Annotated in this window: 21 protein-coding genes and 1 pseudogene; 13 read left to right on the plus strand and 9 right to left on the minus strand. The window is 54.4% G+C overall.

The window, feature by feature from the left end:
• Positions 1–122 precede the first annotated feature (122 nt).
• From MWH02_RS16460 to MWH02_RS16470, 3 genes are all read left to right on the plus strand, one after another.
• Complete coding sequence (locus MWH02_RS16460; protein WP_101761873.1) at positions 123–668, plus strand: winged helix-turn-helix transcriptional regulator; 546 nt, start codon at positions 123–125, stop codon at positions 666–668.
• A 42-nt stretch (positions 669–710) separates the two neighbouring features.
• Positions 711–1973 (plus strand): beta-ketoacyl-ACP synthase II, encoded by a 1263-nt coding sequence (fabF, locus tag MWH02_RS16465; protein ID WP_271461044.1) that lies wholly within the window; start codon positions 711–713, stop codon positions 1971–1973.
• A 191-nt stretch (positions 1974–2164) separates the two neighbouring features.
• On the plus strand, positions 2165–2587 hold the full coding sequence (locus MWH02_RS16470; RefSeq protein WP_101761875.1) for a MarR family winged helix-turn-helix transcriptional regulator: 423 nt from the start codon (positions 2165–2167) through the stop codon (positions 2585–2587).
• On the opposite strand, the gene MWH02_RS16475 is transcribed toward MWH02_RS16470, so the two are convergent.
• The 4 genes from MWH02_RS16475 to MWH02_RS16490 form a co-directional block, all read right to left on the minus strand.
• Positions 2570–2983, minus strand: coding sequence for an ester cyclase (locus MWH02_RS16475; RefSeq protein WP_137386445.1), 414 nt, complete (start codon positions 2981–2983; stop codon positions 2570–2572). The two genes, MWH02_RS16470 and MWH02_RS16475, sit on opposite strands and share 18 nt — an antisense overlap.
• Before the next feature lie 199 nt (positions 2984–3182).
• Positions 3183–4247: a mannonate dehydratase gene (uxuA, locus tag MWH02_RS16480; RefSeq protein ID WP_271461045.1), complete on the minus strand. Its 1065-nt coding sequence runs from the start codon at positions 4245–4247 to the stop codon at positions 3183–3185.
• 118 nt (positions 4248–4365) lie between these two features.
• Positions 4366–5070: a response regulator gene (locus MWH02_RS16485; protein WP_137386443.1), complete on the minus strand. Its 705-nt coding sequence runs from the start codon at positions 5068–5070 to the stop codon at positions 4366–4368.
• Entirely contained in the window at positions 5067–8291 is a 3225-nt protein-coding gene (locus tag MWH02_RS16490) for a transporter substrate-binding domain-containing protein (RefSeq protein WP_271461046.1), read from the minus strand. Before MWH02_RS16490 ends, MWH02_RS16485 begins: the two co-directional genes overlap by 4 nt.
• A 350-nt stretch (positions 8292–8641) precedes the next feature.
• On the opposite strand from MWH02_RS16490, the gene MWH02_RS16495 reads away from it, so the two are divergent.
• The gene (locus MWH02_RS16495; protein ID WP_192236376.1) at positions 8642–9589 is read left to right on the plus strand and encodes a sensor domain-containing diguanylate cyclase; all 948 of its coding nucleotides are present in this window, start codon (positions 8642–8644) and stop codon (positions 9587–9589) included.
• A gap of 186 nt (positions 9590–9775) precedes the next feature.
• Here MWH02_RS16495 and treF read toward each other — a convergent pair whose 3' ends face one another.
• Both treF and MWH02_RS16505 read right to left on the minus strand, forming a co-directional pair.
• Positions 9776–11434: an alpha,alpha-trehalase TreF gene (gene treF, locus MWH02_RS16500; protein ID WP_052026007.1), complete on the minus strand. Its 1659-nt coding sequence runs from the start codon at positions 11432–11434 to the stop codon at positions 9776–9778.
• 464 nt (positions 11435–11898) lie between these two features.
• Positions 11899–12753, minus strand: coding sequence for an SDR family oxidoreductase (locus MWH02_RS16505; RefSeq protein ID WP_271461047.1), 855 nt, complete (start codon positions 12751–12753; stop codon positions 11899–11901).
• 97 nt (positions 12754–12850) lie between these two features.
• Here MWH02_RS16505 and MWH02_RS16510 point away from each other — a divergent pair, with 97 nt between their 5' ends.
• Positions 12851–13213: a winged helix-turn-helix transcriptional regulator gene (locus MWH02_RS16510; RefSeq protein WP_101761882.1), complete on the plus strand. Its 363-nt coding sequence runs from the start codon at positions 12851–12853 to the stop codon at positions 13211–13213.
• Between the two features lie 33 nt (positions 13214–13246).
• Here MWH02_RS16510 and yghX read toward each other — a convergent pair whose 3' ends face one another.
• A complete protein-coding gene (yghX, locus tag MWH02_RS16515) occupies positions 13247–14137 on the minus strand; it encodes a YghX family hydrolase (protein ID WP_137386438.1) in 891 nt (296 codons plus the stop codon).
• A gap of 565 nt (positions 14138–14702) precedes the next feature.
• Between yghX and MWH02_RS16520 the strand changes: the two genes are divergently transcribed.
• From MWH02_RS16520 to MWH02_RS16535, 4 genes are all read left to right on the plus strand, one after another.
• Positions 14703–16124: a cytochrome ubiquinol oxidase subunit I gene (locus MWH02_RS16520; protein WP_101761884.1), complete on the plus strand. Its 1422-nt coding sequence runs from the start codon at positions 14703–14705 to the stop codon at positions 16122–16124.
• A gap of 1 nt (position 16125) precedes the next feature.
• Entirely contained in the window at positions 16126–17130 is a 1005-nt protein-coding gene (gene cydB, locus MWH02_RS16525; protein ID WP_271461048.1) for a cytochrome d ubiquinol oxidase subunit II, read from the plus strand.
• Between the two features lies 1 nt (position 17131).
• Complete coding sequence (locus MWH02_RS16530; protein WP_101761885.1) at positions 17132–17299, plus strand: DUF2474 domain-containing protein; 168 nt, start codon at positions 17132–17134, stop codon at positions 17297–17299.
• 223 nt (positions 17300–17522) lie between these two features.
• Positions 17523–18389, plus strand: a complete 867-nt coding sequence (locus tag MWH02_RS16535) for a helix-turn-helix domain-containing protein (protein WP_271461049.1) — start codon at positions 17523–17525, stop codon at positions 18387–18389.
• Between the two features lie 195 nt (positions 18390–18584).
• On the opposite strand, the gene MWH02_RS23110 is transcribed toward MWH02_RS16535, so the two are convergent.
• Complete coding sequence (locus tag MWH02_RS23110; RefSeq protein WP_137386906.1) at positions 18585–18641, minus strand: SEC-C metal-binding domain-containing protein; 57 nt, start codon at positions 18639–18641, stop codon at positions 18585–18587.
• Here MWH02_RS23110 and MWH02_RS16540 point away from each other — a divergent pair, their 5' ends adjacent.
• The 3 genes from MWH02_RS16540 (at position 18642) to MWH02_RS16550 (ending at position 20471) form a co-directional block, all read left to right on the plus strand.
• Positions 18642–18785, plus strand: coding sequence for a hypothetical protein (locus MWH02_RS16540; RefSeq protein ID WP_167391184.1), 144 nt, complete (start codon positions 18642–18644; stop codon positions 18783–18785).
• A 274-nt stretch (positions 18786–19059) separates the two neighbouring features.
• The gene (locus tag MWH02_RS16545; RefSeq protein WP_271461050.1) at positions 19060–19842 is read left to right on the plus strand and encodes a siderophore-interacting protein; all 783 of its coding nucleotides are present in this window, start codon (positions 19060–19062) and stop codon (positions 19840–19842) included.
• A gap of 89 nt (positions 19843–19931) precedes the next feature.
• Positions 19932–20471, plus strand: a complete 540-nt coding sequence (locus MWH02_RS16550) for a PadR family transcriptional regulator (RefSeq protein ID WP_271461051.1) — start codon at positions 19932–19934, stop codon at positions 20469–20471.
• Between the two features lie 69 nt (positions 20472–20540).
• Here MWH02_RS16550 and MWH02_RS16555 read toward each other — a convergent pair whose 3' ends face one another.
• A complete protein-coding gene (locus MWH02_RS16555; protein WP_101761890.1) occupies positions 20541–20828 on the minus strand; it encodes an Rdx family protein in 288 nt (95 codons plus the stop codon).
• A gap of 331 nt (positions 20829–21159) precedes the next feature.
• Between MWH02_RS16555 and MWH02_RS16560 the strand changes: the two are divergent.
• Positions 21160–23382 (plus strand): annotated as a pseudogene (locus MWH02_RS16560) (TonB-dependent receptor domain-containing protein); the annotation flags it as partial.
• Positions 23383–23405 lie beyond the last annotated feature (23 nt).

Consider the following 23405-nt stretch of genomic DNA (forward strand, 5'->3'; position numbering starts at 1 on the left):
AGCGGCGCACTTTTTTGTGCAAAGAAGCCACCGCCAAATCACTTTCATTCTGCAAGTTACTTGCAAAATGAAAGTCACTCTGCAACAGTATCCGCCATCAAACCGATGTGGGATAGCTAACCTTGAAAAACCAAACGCTCCACAACATGCCTTGTCCCATCGCGCGCAGCCTTGGGCGCATTGGCGATGGCTGGAGCATACTGATTATGCGCGATGCGCTGGCCGGTTTTACGCGCTTCGATGAGTTTCAGAAAAGCAGCGGTGTAGCGCCCAACATATTGTCGCGGCGGCTGAAAGAGCTGGTGGACGATGGCTTGCTGGAGAAGGTGTGTTACAGCACCAGCCCGGCGCGCTTCGAATATCACCTGACGGCCGTCGGTCGCGATTTTCGCGGCGTAATTCTGGCGCTCACCGAGTGGGGCAGCACGCATTTCTCGCCGGAAGGTCGCCAGATGCAGCTGGTGGAAAGCGCTACGCAGCGTCCGGTGAAGATGCAGCTGGTCGATAGCGAAAACGGCCAGCCGCTGACGCTGGATAACTATCAGATGGTGCCCGGCCCGGCAGCGGAGCCGATGATGCACTATCGCCATGATTATCTGCAGAAAAAACGCGCTGGAGATAACACCCAGAAATTTGCGCCGCCGCCGCTGCACCAGCCGCAGTCATAACGCTAACGCGCAAGTAAGCATCCGCAGATTAAGGAATGAAAAATGAAACGAATTGTCATTACCGGCATGGGGCTGGTATCGCCGCTGGGCTGCGGCACGGAAGCGGTTTGGCAGTCGCTGCTAGCGGGGAAATCGGGCATCAGCGCCTTGCCGCCAGAGATGGTGCAGGATATCGCCTGCAAAGTGGCGGGACAGGTGCCGACGCTGGAGCAGGATCCCCAGCACGGTTTTAATCCCGACGGCATTATCGCCGCCAAAGATCGCAAGAAAATGGATCGCTTTATCGAGTTCGCGCTGGTGGCAGCGCATGAAGCGCTGACGCAAGCCAACTGGTTCCCGCAGGACAGTGCGCAACAGCAGCGCACCGCCACGGTGATCGCCACCGGTATCGGTGGCTTTAACGAAATCGCCAACGCGGTTGAAACCACCGCCGAGCGTGGGCCGCGTCGCTTGTCGCCGTTTACTATTCCTTCGTTTCTCGCCAATCTGGCCGCCGGACACGTTTCGATTGCACACAGTTTTCGTGGGCCAATTGGCGCGCCGGTGACGGCGTGCGCGGCGGGTGCCCAGGCGATTGGCGATGCAGCACGGCTAATTCGCAGCGGCGAAGCGGATATTGCGCTGTGCGGCGGCACCGAAGCGGCGATCCATCGCGTGAGCCTGGCCGGATTTGCCGCAGCGAAAGCGATGTCGGGTGGCTTTAACGATCGTCCAGAGCAGGCTTCGCGTCCGTTTGATCGCGACCGCGACGGTTTTGTGATGGGTGAGGGCGCGGGATTGCTGGTGATTGAATCGCTGGAACATGCGCAGGCGCGCGGCGCGACACCGCTGGCGGAGCTGGTGGGTTACGGCACCAGCGCAGACGCTTACCATCTCACCGCCGGTCCGGAAAATGGTGAAGGGGCACGCCGGGCAATGGAAACCGCGCTGGCGCAGGCGGGCATTACGGCGAGCGAGGTGCAGCATATCAATGCGCATGCCACGTCGACGCCGGTCGGCGACAAGGGCGAACTGGCAGCAATTAGCTCGCTGTTTGCTGGCAGCAAGGTGGCAATCACTTCCACCAAATCGGCCACCGGACATCTGCTCGGTGCGGCGGGTGGCGTGGAAGCGATCTTCTCGATTCTGGCGCTGCGCGATCAGGTTGCTCCGCCGACGCTCAATCTGCAGCATCCGGATGAAGCGGCTGTTGGGCTGAATCTGGTGGCACTCAAGCCACAGCCGACGGCAATGACCTATGCGCTTTCCAACGGTTTTGGCTTTGGCGGCGTGAATGCCAGTTTGTTGTTTAAAGCCTGGCAATAGGTTTCCTAATGCTCGTCAGTTAAGATATGAAAACCCTTAATCACTGAGAGCACACATTGTAGCGGCGCAATTCATTGCGCGATAAATCGCGCCGCTACGAAATGTGCGGTGATTTGATAGGGTGCTTAACTGAGGCATTAGGCAATAGGTTTCCTATAATGGACCGACGATAGCGCGCAGGAATCGCCCCTTTGAGCACTGAAAATGAAACCCAGCAGCTGGCGGAAGAGCTCCGTAAGATGGTCAGTCATTTGGTACGTAACGTCCGCGTCAGCACCGCGACCGTGCGCACCTCGCAATATGAAACCTTAGATCTGCTCGACAGCCATGACGCGCTTTCTATCGCCGATCTCGCGCGGCTGCGCGGCGTGAAGCATCAAAGCATGCGATTAGTGATTAACGAACTCGAGGCGCAAGATTTGGTGCTGCGACAAAAAAGCGCGCAGGACGCGCGGGCGCAGGTGATTGTGCTGAGCGATCAGGCGCGCGCTGCGTTGGCGGCCGCACGTCAACAGCGTGCCGACTGGCTTGCGGCGCGCATCAATGAAACACTCGACCAGCAGGATCGCGACGATCTGCAAAAAGGGCTGGCTGCGTTACGCAAACTGCTTTAACTGCGTTATCACCGCCGCCAGCGTGTTCATGCCCCAATGTTCCGCGTATTTTCCCTCTTCAATTCGCACCATATCGATCACCGCGATCGTTACGGGTAAACCGGTGGGCGCGATGCCCATCAGCGATCCGCTGTGAACGCCGGTTATTGTTTTGCGCGTGGTGACCCAATCGCGCTCGGCGATTTGATCTTCAACGTGCACCTGAAGATGGGAGAAAGCGGGGCGCAGGATCTGATCGAAGGTGTGCCAAAGACTTTCGCGATCGCTGGGCGCGCCGGCTGGCGCTGAGCGGTTAATGAAGTTTTCGCCGACGAGTTGATCGAAAGCCTGGCGATCGCCTTCGGCAATCACCTGCTGATTGAATCGACGCACAACGGCTTTGTTATGTTCTGACATGGTGATTCCCCGCTGAATATGTACAGTTTGACTGTATATATTTAACGGCAAGTGGGGAAGGCGAGTTTGATAGCTTGTGCGGTGAAGGCTGCTGCGCGTTGATGCCCTCACCCCGGCCCTCTCCCACGGGGAGAGGGAGCAAAAAGTTCCTCTCCCGCTTGCGGGAGAGGGTTAGGGTGAGGGACAAAGCGCACCCAACTCAGCGCTTACTCAGCGCTTCCCACAATCCCAGCAGATAGGTGGTGCCTAGCGCGCGGTCGTACAAACCGTAGCCCGGACGGCCGGTTTCGCCCCAGATAAAGCGGCCGTGATCCGAACGGATGTAGCCATCGAAGCCGTTGTCATGCATTGATTGCAGCACTTTATACATATCCAGCGAACCGTATTCGGTTGGGTGCGCGCATTCGTAGAAATCTTTATCCCGAATAATCTTGATGTTACGCACATGGGCGAACGGAATACGTTTGCGGCGCGAGAACTCCGCCAGAATGGCGTACACATCATTACTCGGATCTTCGGCAATCGATCCGGTACACAGCGTGATGCCGTTAGCCTCGGAATCGACCACGTTACAGATCCAGTCGAGATCGTCGCGGTTCTTCACCACGCGCGGCAGGCCGAAGATCGAATACGGTGGATCGTCCGGGTGGATCGCCATCTTCACGCCCACTTCTTCACATACCGGGATCACCGCTTTCAGAAAGTAAGCGAGGTTTTCACGCAGCTTAGCGTCATCAACATCTTTGTATTGGGCAAACAGATCCTGCACTTTTGCCAGACGCTCCGGTTCCCAGCCCGGCAGGGCGAAACCATTGGCGTTGCCCAGCACTTCCTGCACCACTTCGTCGAGGCTCTTATCAATGCCTTTCTTCTCGAACGCCATGGTGAGCGAGCCGTCTGGCAGCACGTAGTTCATGTCGGTCTTCATCCAGTCGAACACCGGCATGAAGTTGTAGCAAATCACTTTCACACCCGCTTCGGCCAGGTTACGGATGCTCTGCTGATAATTTTCGATGTAACGATCGCGGCTTGGCAGACCGATTTTGATGTCGTCGTGAATGTTGACGCTTTCGATCACTTCCACGGTCAGCCCGGCGGCATGCACCTGCTTAACCAGCGCGTTAATTTTCTCTTTCGGCCAGGTTTCACCTACCGGCACGTCATACAGCGCGCCCACGACGCCGCGCACGCCCGGCACCTGACGAATATATTCCAGCGAAACTTTATCTTCTTTCGGACCAAACCAACGCATTGTCAGTTGCATAATGTCATCCACCGTTATCGTGTCTGTGATAACTGATAAACTACCATTCTAGTAAACATCATGACAGTGCAGCGCGGCCAATAAGCCTTGATCCGCGTCACAGAACACAATTTATGCATCAGTGATGCAGCACAATTTCACCGAAATGCTCTTTGTATTTGAATAATTCCAAATCAGATCGCAGACCCAATTTACGCAGTGCAGTCTGTTTTTGCCCGCTGATGGTTTTACGGCTGCGCGCATATTTTCCGGCGATTTGCGTAATACTTAATCCATCCAGATAGCAACGGATCACCTCGATCTCACGTGGGCTGAGATTGCGCAGCAGCAGCGTGATATCTTCGCCAGTTTGACGCGGCAATAAATAGTCATGCATTTCCCGATCGCTTTCCTGAAACTTATCCATCTCCAGCAGCATATCAGCGGTGAGAAAACGCTTGTTACGGCATACCTGATGCAGGGCGGTAATCAGCACTTCCTGATCTTCACTTTTACCCACAAAGCCATGCACACCCGCTTTTAACAGCAGTTGCACTATTGCCGGTTTTTCTACTGCCGAGGAGATCAGGATTTTCAAATCGGGATAACGCGCGCGCAGCTGTTTCACCATCTGCAGGCCGTCGAGTTCGTCTTCGCCAAGCATGTAGTCCAGCACCAGCACGTCCACTGAATGACGCTGCAAAAATGCCATCAGCTGCTGGCGTTGCGAAAAGGCGCCAGCCAGCTCCAGCAGCGCTTCCTGCGCCAGACGATACTGAATTGCTTTGCCGATCAGTGGATGATCGTCTAATACGGCAACCTGCCAGATTGCATCTTGTTTCATGGTTTCACCTCATTATCAGGATTATTTTTTAGTGCGTGGAGGAAGATCGCTTCCAGTTCGGCCACTGCTGTAGCGACTGCGGGAATCAGCTGCTGCAGGAACGCACTCTCTCGTTGTTCGGCTGCCTGCTCGGCGGCGAGGCAACTCTGTTGTAGGCTTTCAGCGCGCAGTAATTTGGCGCTGCCAAGTAATTGATGTGCAGCGTGGTGTGCACCAGGGAAGTCCTCCGCCATGGCAGCTTGCTCCAGTTGTGCAAGATCGCGCGCATTTTGCTGCTGAGCGGTGGTGACCAGATCGCGCCAGGCTTGCGGATCATTGGCTGCGAGGTTTTCCAGGGTAAGCAGGGTTTCATTACGCATGCTGCTGGCAGCGCTGCCGGTGACCACTCGCAGCAGCTGGGTGCGCTCCAGCGGTTTAAACAGGCAACCATCCATGCCAGCCTGCGTCGCGAGTTGTGCAACGCGCTCTTCTGCCATCGCCGTCAGACCATAAATCGGGACTGCGCGGCGATTCATTAGCTTCTCCTCAATACGTAACTGGCGGGTAAATTCAAAGCCATCCATGCCTGGCATATTGCAATCGGTGATCACACGATCAACGTCATGTTCGCGCCACAGTGCCAGCGCCGTTTCACCGTCTTCTGCCACCAACACATGATGCCCGGCGTAACGCAACTGTTGTGCCAGCAGCAGGCGATTGGTGGCGTTGTCATCCACAACCAGCATTCTTAAGGATGCGTGCACAACGTCATCAACTGGCTCAGCTTCTGCTTCAGTCAGCGTGGCGGGCTGGGCGATGAAGCGCAGCATAAATACGCTGCCCTCATCGGGCTCGCTCTCTACATGCAGCTCGGTTCCCAGCATCACCGCCAGACGGCGACAGATGTTGAGACCCAGTCCGGTGCCACTGACGCGATTAGTGCCCTGATCCACCTGAACAAAGGGCTCGAAAATCGCCTTTTGCTGTTCTGGCGTGAGACCCACCCCACTGTCGCAGACTTCCAGTACGTATTCGGGTTTAGTGATATCTGCCTGGTAAAGCGCCACTTCAACTTCACCCCGCGCGGTAAACTTAATGGCATTGCTGACCAGGTTCGCCAGGATCTGCTTCAACGCCACGGGATCGAACAGCACGCTGTCCTGATCGATATCCAGCATGACATTGAGCGCCAGCCCTTTATTTAGCGCCACCTGACGGAAAAGCGCTTCAGTGTCGTAAACCACATCGCTCAGTGACATCGGCATGTGGCGAATGCTGAAATGACCGGATTCGATTTTCGCCAGGTCGAGAATATCGCCGACCAGCGAGAGCAGTGAACGGGAAGATTCCCACGCCAAATCGATATTCTTTTGCCGCTGCGCTTCGTCGCTCTGACCTAAATGTTCAATCTCCAACAGGCCAATCAGTGCCGCCAACGGCGTGCGGATTTCATGGCTCATATGTGAAAGGAAAGTACTTTTCGCCTCGCTGGAGCGCAGTGCCGCACGCTTCGCTTTACGCACGTCTTCTAACAACGTTTCGATCGTGTGCAGTTGGTTGCTGATTTCGCGCTCGTGCTGGCGCTGCCTCGCCAGCGACGATTTCAGCAGATGGTTACGCCACAGGAAAAACAGCAGGCAAATGCCGGCCACCGCAGCAATACGCAGCACGTAACTGCGATAGCTCTGCCAGGACGTGCTGGTGGCGGGCGGCGTGTACTTGATCCAGCGCTCCATCAGTGACTGCATGGTTGGCTGCGGAATATCGGACAGCGCTTTATTCAGGATTGAATTCAGATGCTCATCCGCCACATTGGTGGCCATCGCCATGCGAAACATCGGCAACGGTGCGACAAACGCCACTTTGAAGCGATCGTTGAAGTGGTTATTCAGCAAATATTGCGCCGATTCGTAGGGCACGATAAAGCCGTCAACCTCTTTGTCCTGCAGCTGCCCGAGGGAGTCGAGCGAAACCGCATTTTCACTAAAATCGATGGTTGGCCAGCGGCGACGCAGATCAAAGCGATAATAAGAACGCTCGTAGATGCCGATGCGTTTCCCTGTCATCTCATCGAAACTGTGCCAGTTACTGTCGCTGCGGGTCATCACCACCCAAGGCGAATAGACATAAGATCGCGTGTATTGAATCTGCGGGCTCTGCTTTGACGCGCCGTCACTCACCACAATCAGGGAATCGCGTTGATTAACCAGCGCATCGCGCATATTGCTCAAGCCCCGCATTGGGTTGTAATGAAAACGAATACCGGTGCGTTGCGAGATGAGATTTAACAAATCGACGCTGAGTCCGGCGACACGCTGTTTGCTGTCGAGAAAGGTGAAAGGCAGATGTGTAGGGTCGTAATTCACCGTGATGTCGCGGTGCTCCGCCAGCCATTTTGCTTCGGCTTCGCTAAGGTCCAAAGGATGATTCTTCACCACCGACCGGTAATCAAGCCCCCAGGCTTCGGCAATTTGTACGGCATTACGTAGCGGGATATTTTTAAGAATTTCATTAATGGCGTCGATCAGCTCAGCATTGTCCGCGCGGGCGGCAAAGCGCGCATCCACATCATTCATGTAAGGCGTGCTATGGCCTTCAATGATGTTCTGCAAGCCGCGCTGCGATAAATAACGCTGCGTGGCGGAGTTGCTCCAGAACACCATGTCCTCATTGAAAGCGGTATCGGTATAGGCCCAGAGCGGCGGTGAGGCGGGCGCTAATGTGGCTTCGGGATAGCGTTTATGCAGCAGCGCTTTCAGTTCGTCGTCACCGTAGTACATCAGGCGATAGCGGCTATCATTCAGCTGACGATCAAATTTTGCCTGGCGGCGGCTAATCAACACGCTTTGCGCCAGCGAATAGGGAATACTCAGCGCCAGTTTGGTTTCATGATTAGCAGCCTGCGGGTAGTAAGGAATTAAATCGACTTGCTTGTTATTGAGCGCGTTAACCAGATCGAGACGGGTGTTATAGCGCTTAACTTCGACCGGGCGATTCAGCGTTTTCGCGATGATGGCCAGATAATCGGCGGACAGTCCTTCAAAGGTGTCCTCTTCGAATTCAACCGAATAGGGCGGTAACGTATGGCTCCATACGCCGATGCGCAGCACCGGATGACGTTTTAGCCACTGCTGTCCCTCTGCATTCAGCGTCACTTCAGGGGAAACCAGACCGTAACGCGGCGTGAATTTTAAGGTGGTGGCGCTCCAGGCCGACAGGCAAAAGCCCAACAAAAAAATCATGCTAAAAATGCGTTTGCCCACGAATTGATTCTCAGTTTTCTTTGCTGCTTTAGGCACTGCCGTGCGGCGGTGCGGCCCTCTGGCTGCGCTTTAATGCGCCAGTGACCCTTCACAGCGGCACGAAACTCAACGGTTATTAAATGCTTTTTAAGAAATTTCTTACGTATGTAGGCGGGGCTTACTACAGGCTGGTACTTAAGTAAGTTAAGTCAGCTGTTTTGACAGGAAACTTTCGACGTAACTCCTGAAGTTTCTCCAATTTGCCGCTGCTAATCGGCTTTTCATTTGTTTTATTTACAGAAACTTCCCGGCAGGCAAAATAGCGCTTATTTCCTCTCCTTCAGCCAACCATGTCAGAAGAAGCGCTGCGTCAGCAGATTCAGAACCTGAAAAAACATAATGCGCGGTTAAAGCGTATAGCGCATGACGCGCGTAATAAGCTGAGTGCAGCGCTGGATGGAACCGGTTTATGTTTGTGGCAGCTGGATATTCCCAGCGGCAAGCTGGTGATTTTTAATCGTCGCTGGGGGGCGATGCTGGGTTTTCAGCCGAAAGAGACCAAAGCGCAGTTCGATGTGTGGCGCGAACGCCTGCATCCGGATGACGCCGACGAAGTGCTCAAAGCTTTTTACGATCACATTGAAGGGCGCGCGCCTTATTACGAAGCGCTGCACCGTATGCTGGGCAAAAACGACAACATTAAATGGGTGCTGGATCGCGGACGCGTTACCGAATGGGACGCAGCGGGCAATCCGCTCAAAGTCACCGGCACGCACATCGATATGACCAAAGAGAAGCAGTACGAAGCGCAGCTCTCATCGCTGGCGCATCACGATCCGCTAACCGGACTGACTAATCGCCATGCGCTAAATACGCAGTTCAGCAGGATGAAAGCGCTGGGCCCACTGTGCGTGGCGTTTATCGATCTTGATAACTTCAAACACGTCAACGATACCTTGGGACATCGCAGTGGTGATGAGGTGTTGATTCAACTGAGCCAGCGCATCATCGACGTGGTGCCGCCAAACGTGGTGATTGGCCGACTCGGCGGCGACGAGTTTGTGCTGCTGATGCCGTTCCTGATCGACTATCCGAAAGTGCGCATTATGATGCAGGCGGTGCTGGATGCCGCGCTGACGCCGTTTGATATTGATAATGGACATGCGCAGATTGGTGCGTCAATTGGCATTGCGCAGGTGCAGGAACGCGACAGCTTCGATGAAGCGCTGACGCGGGCCGATGAGGCGATGTATCAGATTAAGAAGAATGGTAAGCAGGGTTTTGGGTTGGCGGGGTAGCTTTTACCCTCTCCCTAACCCTCTCCCTAACCCTCTCCCGCAGGCGGGAGAGGGGACGGATCGAGCGGATACGTGTGGATATGTGACAGCGTTTCCCTCTCCCCGGGCCGATCGAGCTTACATATGGCAGCGTTTCCCTCTCCCTGTGGGAGAGGGTCAGGGTGAGGGCATCAAGCCGCACCAATCTCAATCCGCCAGCAAATGCCCATACATGGTCATCAATCTGCGGGTGACGCCATTAGTCCAGCCGAAGCCGTCCTGCAGCGGATATTCGCCGCCGCCACCCGGACGGGCGCGATCGCCGCTGATGTCATACTTCTCCACCAGCTTATGATGCAGTGAATAGAAATTATTTACCGTATTCAGCCAGTTAACGGCAATTTCTGTCGCCAGCGTCTCTTCACCGTAGTGATTCAAACCGACCACCGCCATCCACTGCAACGGCGCCCAAGCATTGGGTTTATCCCATTGTTCGCCGCTCTCCACCATTGAGGTCAACAAGCCGCCTTGCGTCAGTAACAGATGACGCAGCGCAACGGCCTGCAGGTGCGCCTGCTCGGGCGAGGCGAGGCCGAGGAACAGCGGCACCACCGCAGCAGCGGTGAAGGCGCCAAAGCGTTCGCGACGCCAGTCGTAATCGCGGTACACCCCGGCTGTGTTATCCCACAGATAGCGATGAATCGCCTGCTTACGCGCATCGGCTTTTTTCTGCCACGCCAGCGCCGTTAACTCTTCACCTTTAGCGTGCGACAGCGTCGAAATCATCAGCTCCAGCTTGTAGAGGAACGCGTTGAGATCGATCGGAATAAATTGCGTGGTGCGGATACTCGCCAGACGCTGCGGATCGCGCAGCCAGCGTGAAGAGTAATCCCAACCCGATGCGGCACCGGCACGCAGATCGCGATAAACCTCGTTGGCCGGACGACCTGATTTCTTCGCGGTTTCAATATCTTCCAGCCACGACTCATCGCGCGGCGTGTCGCGATCGTCCCAGTAACGGTTGAGTAGCGAACCATCTGGCATGCGCACCACGTGGCGATAGGCCTGATGCGGCATCAGCTCACCCGCGCCGTCCATCCAGAACTGGTACTCTTTCATCAGCTGATCGAGATAGCGTTTCGCACCGCGAATGCCATCCTCTTCAAAAAGTTCCACCATCAGCGCAAACACCGGCGGCTGCGAACGGCTGAGGTAGTAAGTACGGTTGCCATTCGGCACGTGACCGTAGTTATCAATCAGCCAGGCGAAGTTATCCGCCATATGACGCAGCAGATCGTCACGGCCTGCATCGGCGAGACCGAGCATGCTGAAGTAGGAGTCCCAGTAATAGGTTTCTCCAAATCGGCCGCCGGGCACCACGTAAGGTTTCGGCAACGGCAGCAGCGATGAGTGCGCTAAATGTTGCTGTGGCATTTTTGTTAACACCGGCCACAGATCGTCAATATGTTCGGTTAAGGTTTTATCTGGATTGGAAACATAAAAACTCTCATTCACCTGAGGTGAATAAAAATGTTCGTGCACGAATGCTTCCAGATCAAAATCCGCTGCGCGTTTACGGCGACGAAAACGGATTAAAATATCCAGCGGATCGAATTTTGGTGCGCAGTCCGGAAACGTTTTGCTGTCAGCAAATATGTGCGATGTCTGTACCTGCTCAAACAGTTCCATGTAGCGATCGGCAGGCGTCAGCGCATCCGGCGCGGGCAAACCTTCAATCAGCTCGGGTTCCGGCTCCGAATCCTGCATACCTTCGCGAACGAACTCGTGAGGATTATATTGATACTCCAGTTCAGCATCAGCGCGTCGATCCTCGAAAGCGTTATATTGCTGTTGGTTAGTATTAATAGCAGCCTCCTGGTAAATTCTTGAATGCGTAAAGAACAAATTATAGAGCTCTGAACGGGCGAAACAACAATGCGATTTATCTATGAACGTAATAAATCATGTCGATGGATCCGGTGTTTTTATGATTTTTCAGGGATTACAACGGACTATATTTCAGGAAATGAAAGCGGCTTTTAGGATGGATGTTTAAATAGCTGCACAGAAATATCTGTATTTAAGAAAATCGCTAAAATTTGCGCAGAAAAGCGTGGGGTGGCTTGATCAATTTATGGCAAACGCAGCGGAAATAGAGCTGTATTTCCCTCACCCTAACCCTCTCCCGCAGGCGGGAGAGGGAACCGATAGAGCTAACATGTGGCAGCGACTCCCTCTCCCACAGGGAGAGGGAACCGATCGAGTTAACACGTGGCAGCGACTCCCTCTCCCCGTGGGAGAGGGTCGGGGTGAGGGCATCAGACCGCACCTTACTTCTGCAACGCCGCCTTTATCACGTCCGCATACGGCGTGGTGGGGCGGCCAATCAGTTTGCTTAGCGTATGGCTATCGTCAAACAAACCGCCTTTTTCGGCGCCGGCATCTGAATCTGCCAGCATCTCTGACAAGCCCTCTGGCAAACCGGCACCTTTCAGCGCGGCGGCAAATTCGGCTTGTGGCAGATTGATGTAATCCACTTGCTCGCCAGACTGTTTAGCAATCTCGGCGCTGAACTGCGCCAGCGTGTAGCTGTCGTCGCCAGCCAGTTCATACACCTTGCCCGCCTGATCGTCACGGCTGATCACTTCGGCCGCTGCCGCCGCATAGTCAGCGCGCGCCGCGGAAGCGATGCGACCTTCGCCGACCGCACCAATAAAGGCATGATGCGCCAGCGCGGGCGCAATACTCGCCGCGTAGTTTTCGGTGTACCAGCCGTTACGCAGCAGCGCGAAAGGAATGCCTGAGGCTTTCAGCTGGGCTTCAGTCGCACGATGCTCAACGCCTAAACCCAACGGCGAGGTATCGGCATGCAGTAAGCTGGTGTAGGCGATAAAGCCAACGCCAGCGGCTTTTGCCGCATCGATCACCGCCTTGTGCTGCGCTTCACGCTGGCCGACTTCACTGGAAGAGATCAGCAGCAGTTTATCGACACCGGCAAAGGCGCTTTGCAGCGTTTCCGGTTGGCTGTAATCCGCCGCTCGCAGCGTTACGCCCAGCGCCTGCAGATCGGCCGCTTTCTCGGGCGAACGCACCGCCGCAATGATTTCGCTAGCCGGCACTTTTTTCAATAACGCGTTAATCACCAGACGGCCCAGTTGGCCTGTGGCACCTGTAATCGCAATCATGTTGTTCTCCTGTTGAACTGGTATGAAAACAGCCTAAGCGATAAACTAACTTTTAGTAAGTACTTACGGATTTGTTAGTTTGGAGAAGCTGAGTTAAATGTCTGAAAAGTTGAGTGAAAAGTTTACGCGCGGTGAGTTGCTTAACGTGAATTGCCCGTCACGCGACGTGTTGAAGCGCATTACCAGCCGCTGGAGCGTACTGATTTTGCTGGCGCTGCGCGAAGAAACTCTGCGTTTTAGCGAGCTGCGCCGCAAGATTGGCGGCGTCAGCGAACGTATGCTGGCGCAGACGCTGCGCTATATGGAAGAGGATGGTTTTGTTGAACGCATTGCCTATGACGTGGTGCCACCGCACGTTGAGTATCGTTTGACGTCGTTAGGCCGCGAAGTGGAAGGGCAGGTGACCGGACTGGCGGATTGGCTGGAGAGCAATGTGCATCGGATTTTGAAGGCGCATTGAGAAGGGCCGCCATTTATGGCGACCGCCGCACCCTCAAGCGCGTAAATACTTCTCAAACCAACCCAGCGTGCGGCTCCATGCTAATTCGGCGGCGGCTTTGTCATAACGCGGCGTCGAATCATTGTGGAAGCCATGATTCACACCGGGATATACATAGCCTTCATAGATTTTGTGATTGGCTTTCAACGCCTCTTCATAGGCTGGCCAACCTTCGTTGATGCCTTTATCCAGCGCGGCGTAGTGCAGCAACAGCGGCGCTTTGATGCGCGGCACATCTTCCGCTTTAGGCTGACGGCCGTAGAACGGTACCGCGCAGGCCAAATCAGGGAACGCGACGGCCGCCGCATTGGCTACGCCGCCGCCGTAGCAGAAGCCGGTGATACCCACTTTGCCGGTGCCCTCTTCGTGGTGCATCAGGAAATCAATCGCGGCGAAGAAGTCATTCATCAACTTGGTGGGGTCGACTTTGGCCTGCATCACTTTGCCTTCATCATCATTCCCCGGATAACCGCCCAGCGAGCTCAAACCATCTGGTGCCAGCGCGATGTAACCGGCTTTCGCTACCCGTCGCGCCACGTCTTCGATGTAGGGATTGAGGCCACGATTCTCGTGCACCACTACCACCGCAGGCACTTTGCCGGATGCATTGGCCGGTCGCACCAGATAGCCGCGCACCTCGCCGTGACCTTGCGGTGACGGATAGTGAATGTATTCCGGTTTGATCGCCGGATCGGTAAATTCCACCTGCTGCGCCAGCGCATAATTGGGGCTCATGGCGCTGAGCAGCGTGGCGCCGGTCATGCCGGCGATGGTGAATTTCGCCGCCATCGCGATAAATTCGCGTTTGCTGATTTTGCCGTGCGCGTAGTAATCGTAAAGCTCGAGCAGTTCCTGAGGGAAATCCTGTGCAGTAAGACGGGCCATAACCTCTCCTTCGCTGTTTAACTGGTTGATTACTGCTCTAAAAAAGCACAGCTTGTCGCCGCTGGCAAATACCATGCCGCAGCAGGTTAACGTCACTGCGTTTACATCACCTGTTTAATAAACAGCAGAAATATATCTTTTTGTTCTAAAAATATTAGCTTTTAATTAACAATTCTGATCATCCTGCGCTGTCCGGAAATATTTACATGCTCAACGTATTTACCGTAAATAACGCCATTTTTCTTCGCACTAAAAAATAAATAAATGAAGTGCTTACCTGATAAGCACAGCGGGAATAGGCGGAAAACAATAACAATATTGTCACAATGAATGAGGGTGATTAACCTTAACGTCGTGATTTTTAAAGTATTAGTTTCTGCTGAAAACAATGATCGAAATCAAAAAACACTGTTATAGTTTTACCGACTTCCCCTGTATCTTTTTGTTCGCACCACTTCCTTTTACATTGGCGCGACATTTCTTTAAGCACGGCGAAATAACCGCTGCGCTCTGCTTGTTAATTATAAGTAAAAATTCGGTGTAATTTGTGGCAATGAGGTAAGCAATGTTTGGATTAGACGCCTTTCATCTGGCCAGGATTCAGTTCGCATTTACTGTTTCCTTCCATATTATCTTTCCAGCCATCACCATCGGGCTCGCCAGTTTCCTGGCGGTGCTTGAAGGGATGTGGCTGAAAACCCGTAACGAGACCTATCGCGATCTCTACCATTTCTGGTCAAAAGCGTTTGCCGTTAACTTCGGCATGGGCGTGGTATCCGGCTTGGTGATGGCGTACCAGTTCGGTACTAACTGGAGCGGTTTCTCACAGTTTGCTGGCAGTATCACCGGCCCGCTGCTCACCTATGAAGTGTTAACCGCCTTCTTCCTTGAAGCGGGCTTCCTTGGCGTAATGCTGTTTGGCTGGAACCGCGTCGGTCCAGGCTTGCACTTCTTTGCAACCTGCATGGTCGCGCTCGGCACCATCTTCTCCACCTTCTGGATTCTGGCGTCAAACAGCTGGATGCATACGCCGCAGGGCTACATCATCCAGAACGGCATCGTGGTACCGGAAGATTGGCTGAAAATCATCTTCAACCCCTCGTTCCCTTATCGCTTGTTTCACATGTCGGTCGGTGCCTTCCTGGCCAGCGCCTTCTTTGTCGGCGCGTCGGGCGCATGGCATTTACTGCGCGGTAACGACAATCCAGCGATTCGTAAGATGTTCTCGATGGCGCTGTGGATGGCGCTGATCGTGGCACCGATTCAGGCGATGATCGGTGATGCGCACGGCCTGAACACCCTTGAGCATCAGCCTGCGAAAATCGCGGCAATTGAAGGACACTGGGAAAACAAGCCGGGTGAAGCCACGCCGCTGATTCTGTTCGGTGTGCCGGATATGGAGCAGGAGCGCACCAAGTACGCGCTGGAAATCCCGTACCTCGGCAGCCTGATTCTGACGCACAGCCTGGAGAAGCAAATTCCTGCGCTGAAGAGCTTCCCGAAAGAGGACCGTCCAAACTCCACCATCATCTTCTGGTCATTCCGCGTGATGGTGGCGCTGGGCCTGCTGATGATTACGCTCGGCGTGGTGTCTTTGTGGCTGCGTTTCAAAGGCCGTTTGTATCACTCGCGTCCGTTCCTGTGGTTCACGCTGCTGATGGGTCCATCGGGTTTGATCGCCATTCTGGCCGGTTGGTTTACCACCGAGATTGGGCGTCAGCCGTGGGTGGTATATGGCGTGCAGCGCACCATTGATGCGGTCTCGGCACATGGCGATATGCACATGAGCATCAGCCTGCTGGCGTTCATTCTGGTCTACTCGTCGGTGTTTGGTGTCGGTTACCTCTACATGATGCGTCTGATCAAAGAGGGTCCGGTGACCGGCGAAGGTAAAGAGGTTGATCACGGTGGTCCGGGTCAGCATCACACGCCAGCGCGTCCGTTGTCGGCGGCCAAAACCCATAGCGAAAAGAGTGGGGAGCACTAAGATGATCGACTTTTCAATTATCTGGTTTGCCATCATCGTGTTTGGCACCTTGATGTACATCGTGATGGATGGTTTCGATCTCGGCATTGGCCTGCTGTTACCGTTCAATAAAGATCCCATCGAACGCGACATGATGGTTAATACCGTTGCTCCGGTTTGGGATGGCAACGAAACCTGGCTGGTGCTGGGCGGCGCGGCACTGTATGGCGCGTTCCCGCTGGCCTACTCGGTGCTGCTGGATGCATTGTCGATTCCTTTGACGGCGATGCTGATTGGCCTGATCTTCCGTGGCGTCGCGTTTGAGTTCCGCTTTAAAGCCACGCTAGAACACCGTGCGTTCTGGGATAAGTCATTCATTGCCGGTTCACTGCTGGCCACCTTCAGTCAGGGCGTGGCCGTGGGCGCTATTCTGAATGGTTTCCCGGTGGTGGGCCGTGAATATGCGGGTTCAGCGATGAGCTGGTTAGCGCCGTTCCCGCTGTTCTGCGGCGTCGGTCTGGTCATCGCCTATGCACTGCTGGGTTGTACCTGGCTGATCATGAAAACCGAACACGATCTGCACCGTAAGATGTCTGCGCTGGCGACGCCGCTGACGCTGACGTTGCTGCTGGTGGTGGGCATTATCAGTATCTGGACGCCGCTGACGCACGCGGATATCGCGCAGCGCTGGTTCTCGCGTCCGAACCTGTTCTGGTTCCTGCCGGTTCCGGTACTGGTGGTGCTGTGTTCGTGGGGGATTGTGCGCGCCATCAAACGTGAAGCGCATTACTCGCCGTTCATCCTGACATTGGCGCTGATTTTCCTTGGCTTCTCGGGCCTCGGTATCAGCATCTGGCCGAACATCATTCCACCGTCAATCACCATCTGGCAGGCGGCGTCTCCGGCGAGCAGCCAGGCGTTTATGCTGGTGGGCGGCCTGCTGATTATTCCGGTAATTCTGTGTTACACCTTCTGGAGTTACTACGTGTTCCGCGGAAAAATCAAAGCCGACGAAGGATACCATTGATATGAAAACCGAGGTCAGCAACATGAAAACTCACTCTGAAACGAAGATTCCGTGGTGGAAGCAGGTGATGTGGCTGGTAGTCATTTACGGCGCAAGCGTGCTGGCACTCGGTGTGGTGGCATCACTGTTTCGTATGATGATGACGGCAGCAGGCATGCGTTCGCACTGAGCCCGCGCACCGCTTCAAGCAGTTGATATCACCGCAAGGTCGTCATTCGTGACGACCTTTTTTCTTTTCGTGCGCGATAAAAACGTTAGTAACCTAAGCAATTAATGCTTTTCCCGCTGCGCTACCTTTACTCTTCCTTACGTTGGTAATACGTTTTTGTTATATTTATGTGACGAATAACGCAAATTCATGACGTTAACCACCTCATTCGACTATCAAAATCATGCTCAGCCTGAATGTAAAAAAACAGTACATCAACGATCTGGTGGACTGGATAGAAGCGAACCTGACCGACGAGCTCAACATCGATCTGATTACCCTGAAATCCGGTTACTCCAAATGGCACATGCAGCGCATGTTCAAAGAGATGACCGGACAAACGCTGGCGTCCTACACGCGCAAACGTCGTCTGACCATGGCGGCGATGGCGCTGCGTCTGACCAGTATGCCGCTGATCGATATTGCGGTGCGCTTTGGTTTTGATAATCAGCAGAATTTTACCCGTGTGTTTAAAAGCCACTTCTCGATGACGCCGGGTGCTTATCGTCGCATTCCGGAAATGCTGATGAAGGATTTCCACAGCCGCATCTCCACGCAGCGTGAGTGGGTCAATGCGCGTCTGGCGCAGAAGCCGGAGATTCAGCTGTGTGGCGAAGTGATTGAGTGGGAATGCCGCTTCGGGGAATACATCGATCATCAAAATCATGTGGTGGCGCAGCATACGCGCGATTTCATCACTTTTGCCGGTCAGCATGTGAACCGCGGCTGGCTGGGCTTTCAGTTCAGTCCGGGCGTGCATTCTGCCGACCAGCAACACATCAGCCTGTTCCAGGCGCTGGAGAGTCAATACGCCGATGTGCTGCCGCGTAACGTGCAGAACTGGACCGGCGAGAGGGGTTTGTGTGCGGAGATTGACTGGCACGGCGCGCCGGAAGAGATCAACGCGTTCACCGCGGAGATTTACTACAACCACTTGCCAGCGCTGGGCGTGGCACGCCGTGCGGGTAAAGATTTGCTTAAGCTGGATTTGAAATACAGCACGCCCGATCTGCTGCAAGGCACCTTCTATATTCCGGTGACGGATAAGTAATGCATAATTCGTGCGGTAAACCGTGACAAACCGCACGATTTTATAAACTCACTGGTGTAATGAGCGTAAAATTCTTCATTGAAACCTGATTGGCCGCGTAAATCACCAGCCGCCACACATCAGGCTGGATAATCACCTGCATTTCTGGTCCATTCCGGGCCGCTATAGTGAACAGACAAAAAAATTATGCGACTTCTACCGTTGTTCCTCATGACAGCGCTTGTAGCGTTTTCTTCGCTGGCAAGTGCACAAATGGCTGAGCCTTTTTCACCGCCGGGCGGACTGCATCCGCATCAACCGCATTGTGCGCAGCATGAAATTCTGGGCGACAATGTGCTGCCGAAACATAGCCAGGATGATGGCAGTTTCGTGACCTGCGGCAATCGCCAGGCGTAATCCGTTTTTAAAATCCGCGACCGCTGCAATCTAAGCGCGGTCTCGGCAGTCAAACGCATCTATGTATTGCGCAATAAATTGCGCCGCTACAATTCCAGCTTGTCATTTGCACCTTATCCCTCACTGCTCTTCATCGTAGCGGCGCGATTTATCGCGCTGTTTAAACATGCCAATTTTCCAATAGCATTTTTCGGCATTGCGTCGAAGATATATCATAACTATTCTCTCCCCATCAGATGAGAATGACTTTCACTATCTTTTAGGGAGACACCACTTGCAAACTCACCCTTCCGAACGCGCGCCACGTCGTGTGCGCAATGAACTGCGTTTCCGCCACATCAGCGTGGTCAGCAAGACGCTGATTGCCGGTGAATTCTGGCGCATTGTTTTCAACGGCAGCGATCTGGCCGGCTTCAACTCGCCATCGTTTGACGATCACATCAAAGTGTTCTTCCCGGAACATGCTGGTGCAGAGCTGGCGCTACCGCAGATCACCGATGAAGGCATCGTTTGGCCGAATGGCGTGCGTCCTGCCGCGCGTGATTACACGCCGCTGGAATTTAACGGCGTCGATTCTCTGACCATCGATTTCTACATCCACGATGGCGGCGTTGCCAGCAGCTGGGCAAACCAAGCCAAAGTGGGCGATCGAATCGCGATGGGCGGCCCGCGCGGTTCGTTGGTGATCCCGGCGGATTACGCCTGCCAGATTTACGTCTGTGATGAGACCGGTCTGCCCGCCTTTAAACGTCGTTACAGCGAAATCCAGGCGCAGGAAATTCATCTGCTGGCCTATGCCGATGAAGCCACCGGCCGTGATTATCTCGGTGATCTGCCGAATGTGCAGGTGAGTTGGTTGGGCAGCGGCACCATGCAGGCCGATAACCTGGCACCGATTAAGGCGCAGCTGGATAGGATTGCGCTGCCTGCCACTGAATACTTCATCTGGCTGACGGGCGAGGGCGAAGCGGTGAAACTGCTGAGCGATTACTTCACCCAGGGACGCGGTGCACATACCGATTTCGTGCGCGCCGTAGCTTATTGGCATCAAAAATAACGCCAACGCCGCGCGCGCTGCCGCCTGTGTTGAATTTTGCCAGGTGGCAGACTACTATCAACCTCCCTTAATTAGCGCTCAGGAAGGCAATGAAACAGCAGCGGGATTTTCCATGGCAGTCCGATCACGCACAGCGCACCGTCTGTGCAGGCGCACGCAAGAAGCGTCGGGAGCGGATGCTGGATGCCAGCGATATCCGCTTGTTAATGCTGCACTTTCTCGCCATCAGCTCTGCGCACGGGTATGAGCTGATCAAATCGGTTGAAGAGCTCTCCAAAGGTGAATACTCACCCAGCCCCGGCATTATCTATCCTAACCTGACGCTGCTCGAAGAGATGGACGCGATTCGCGTGGTCGATGCGCAGGCATCGCGTAAAGCCTATGCGCTGAATGAAGGCGGCGAGGCGCTGCTGGCGGAGAATCGTGACAACGTGAATGCGATTATCGAGCGATTAACCTCGCTGGCGATTTTGGTGAATAACCGCAGCATTCCGCAGGTCGAACAGGCGATTCATCTGATCAAACACACCTTGAATCATCGTCTGGCGCAGGAAGATATTTCGGATGAGGCGCTGGAGATAGTGATCAACGCCCTGCAGGAAGCGGCGGAAAAGATCGCTAAAAGTTAGCAGGTCGCCATGAATGACGACCTTAGGTGCGTGTACATCCGTTTATTCCGATAACGCACGAACCCCAAATCAACTCTTCTTCTTATCCACATGCCCCAACGCGCGATCCGGCCAGCAGAGGTCGCGCACGCGCTGCTTCAGCGCTGCCGCATCCGGGAATCCGCCTTCCTGCTTACGCTCCCAAATCACCTGACCATCAATGGTAATCTCAAACACGCCGCCGGTTCCCGGCTGTAGCGTTACCGCGCTTAAATCCTCGGCAAAGGTATGCAGCAACTCCTGCGCCATCCAGGCGGAACGCAGCAGCCAGTTACATTGTGTGCAGTAATGAATGGTAATCGCTGGTTTCTGTGACATAACGTGTCTCATTTAGATAATGAAGTTAACAAAATGTGCGGTCCAAGATACATCTTAGCTTACTGCTAGTTGATAATGATTACCACTTGCATTACATTCCTTTCGACATCATTTATTACAAAAAATAAGTCCATAATTTTTACGGTCTTTTAACCAAGGTCCGTACTTTCCGGCAGCAAGCAAGTGAGCGAATACTAACAATTAACCAGGTATTTCGCGCATGTCTTCACTCTTTCAGGGAACGGCCCAGCAACGTCTTTTCAAAGTTGCCATCTTATCTTCAGCTATTCATGCCGCTTGCAGCTTTGCCGCCAGCGATAGCACCAGCAATGAACCGGTTCTCACCGTCACCGCGCCAAAACAGCAGGCCGGCAATAAAACCACTATCACGGCACAAGAGCTGCAAAAACGCGGTGCGAACGATTTCGGTTCGATCATGCGTTATGAGCCGCTGATCAGCGCCACCGGATCCAGCGGCGGATCCTCTGCCGGCAAAAGCGGTTTCGACCGCGCGGGTTACACCGGTTACAACATTCGTGGTCTGGAGAGTAACCGCGTCGGTATGGATATCGACGGCATTCCGATTCCGGATGCCACCGGCCGCCCTTATGTCAGCCGCACCGGCAACAACACCTTTGGTATTGGCCGCGATTACATCGATCCCTACCTGTTCGGCAGCGTTGATATTGAGAAGGGCGCCACGGCGGTGGATCAGCCGAATACCTCGATTGGCGGTAACGTCTCGTTCCACAATAAAACCGCTGACGATTACCTTAGCAGCGACAAAAATAGTTACTTCGGTTACCAGAGCGATTACGACTCATCGAATCGCAGCTGGCACAACGGCATCACCGCCGCTGCTGGCGATGACGAGCTGCGCGGCCTATTTGTTTACAGCCGTCGCGACGGCCAGGAAACCCGCAACAACAGCGACGTGAAACAGGCTTATCCGGCCAACTGGCACTCTGACGCCTTTATGACGTCCGGGATCTGGCAGCCGAATGATCAGCACAAGCTGAGCGCCACCTTTGATTACTACCACAAAACCAACCACAGCCATTACGATACCTGGGATACCAGCGGCAACACCGTTTGGGGCACCGCGCAGCAGCAGAGCGATACGCGCCGTTGGGGCATCAATCTGGCGGATGAGTGGACGCCGTATAACGACTTTATCGATACGCTGACCACGCGCCTTTACTGGCAGCAAACTCAGGCGCACGACAATACCTATCTGCCGACCAGCGCGAGCGAGTACGGCTTTGTCTATTCCGATTTCAACGTCGATAGCTATGGCTTCGACACGCGCGGCACCAAAACGCTGGGCCGCCACGAGCTGAGTGCCGGTGTCAATGCGCGCCTGGACAACAGCGAGCGTCCGTTCCGCCAGGAGCCAGCGCCGAGCGCCTTTAGCGCCATCACCCAACCGCAGTCTGACAGCCGCACTTTTGCGGTGGCAGGATACCTGCAAGATAAGATCAATTTCGATCTAGATAGCCACAACTTCGCGGTCATCCCCGGCGTGCGCGTGATGTATCAAAGCACTAAGCCGAAAAATCTCGGCGATCTCACCACCGGCAGCACGGTGCTGACCGAAGAGCAGGTTGATGCGCTGTATGGCAAAACTAACTCCGATACGCAGGTGCTGCCATCGCTGACCTTCCAGTACGATTTAACGCCAGCGCTGACCACCTATCTGCAATACAAACGCGGCGTGCAGTTCCCCACCACCAGCCAGCTGTATGGCTCATGGAACCTGGGTTCCAGCTATGCGGGTAGCGCGCAATATGCGCTGATTGGTAACACCGATCTGAAAACCGAAACCAGCAACAACTTTGAGTGGGGCCTGAAAGGCCAGGCGACAGAAGGTGTAACGGTCAACACCTCGGTGTTCTATAACCAGTACAAAAACTTCATCGCCTACACCCGCTATCGCCGCGCCACCAATCCGGAGATGTTCGTCAACGTTCCGAGCAACATCTACACCAGCTATCAGGCTGAAAACCGCGATAAGGCCTACATTTATGGTGCTGAGATATCCACCAAAGTGAATTACGGCACCTGGTTCCCGCAGGTCGATGGCCTGAGCAGCACCTTTGCGCTGGGCTATAACGAAGGTAAATCCAAGTCCAGCTACGCCGGTGACAAGTACATCGATCTCGATAGCGTCGCGCCATTGAAAGCGATTGTTGGCCTGGCGTGGGATGACAAAGCGCGCGGCTACGGCGCCGCGCTGACCGCCACCTTCGTGAAAGGCAAGCAGGCCACGGCGACCAACCGCGAAAGCTACACCAACACCGGCACGGCGATCACCGATTCCACCACGGAATATATGCGCGTGCCGGGTTACGGCATGGTGGATGCAACGGCTTACTGGCAGGCGACGAAAAACGTCAAGCTGAGCGGCGGTATCTACAACATTACCGATCGCAAATACTGGGATTACACCAGCAGCCGCACGCTGACCAGCAGCAACGCCCAGGAACGCAACGACATCAACCTGGCGGTGATGCCAGGCCGCACCTTCCAGTTGGGTGTGAACGTCGATTTCTAATCCCTTTTCGCCCTGCGGCAGCG

Source organism: Pantoea leporis (genome assembly GCF_028048155.1).
In the GTDB taxonomy this organism is placed as follows: Bacteria; Pseudomonadota; Gammaproteobacteria; order Enterobacterales; family Enterobacteriaceae; genus Pantoea; species Pantoea leporis.

Coding starts and splice junctions, on each gene's coding strand:
- fabF (WP_271461044.1), top strand. CDS start 711: ATGAAACGAATTGTCATTACCGGCATGGGGCTGGTATCGCCGCTGGGC.
- MWH02_RS16475 (WP_137386445.1), bottom strand. CDS start 2,983: ATGTCAGAACATAACAAAGCCGTTGTGCGTCGATTCAATCAGCAGGTG.
- uxuA (WP_271461045.1), bottom strand. CDS start 4,247: ATGCAACTGACAATGCGTTGGTTTGGTCCGAAAGAAGATAAAGTTTCG.
- MWH02_RS16485 (WP_137386443.1), bottom strand. CDS start 5,070: ATGAAACAAGATGCAATCTGGCAGGTTGCCGTATTAGACGATCATCCA.
- MWH02_RS16490 (WP_271461046.1), bottom strand. CDS start 8,291: ATGATTTTTTTGTTGGGCTTTTGCCTGTCGGCCTGGAGCGCCACCACC.
- MWH02_RS16495 (WP_192236376.1), top strand. CDS start 8,642: ATGTCAGAAGAAGCGCTGCGTCAGCAGATTCAGAACCTGAAAAAACAT.
- MWH02_RS16505 (WP_271461047.1), bottom strand. CDS start 12,753: ATGATTGCGATTACAGGTGCCACAGGCCAACTGGGCCGTCTGGTGATT.
- MWH02_RS16510 (WP_101761882.1), top strand. CDS start 12,851: ATGTCTGAAAAGTTGAGTGAAAAGTTTACGCGCGGTGAGTTGCTTAAC.
- yghX (WP_137386438.1), bottom strand. CDS start 14,137: ATGGCCCGTCTTACTGCACAGGATTTCCCTCAGGAACTGCTCGAGCTT.
- MWH02_RS16520 (WP_101761884.1), top strand. CDS start 14,703: ATGTTTGGATTAGACGCCTTTCATCTGGCCAGGATTCAGTTCGCATTT.
- cydB (WP_271461048.1), top strand. CDS start 16,126: ATGATCGACTTTTCAATTATCTGGTTTGCCATCATCGTGTTTGGCACC.
- MWH02_RS16530 (WP_101761885.1), top strand. CDS start 17,132: ATGAAAACCGAGGTCAGCAACATGAAAACTCACTCTGAAACGAAGATT.
- MWH02_RS16535 (WP_271461049.1), top strand. CDS start 17,523: ATGCTCAGCCTGAATGTAAAAAAACAGTACATCAACGATCTGGTGGAC.
- MWH02_RS16540 (WP_167391184.1), top strand. CDS start 18,642: ATGGCTGAGCCTTTTTCACCGCCGGGCGGACTGCATCCGCATCAACCG.
- MWH02_RS16550 (WP_271461051.1), top strand. CDS start 19,932: ATGAAACAGCAGCGGGATTTTCCATGGCAGTCCGATCACGCACAGCGC.
- MWH02_RS16555 (WP_101761890.1), bottom strand. CDS start 20,828: ATGTCACAGAAACCAGCGATTACCATTCATTACTGCACACAATGTAAC.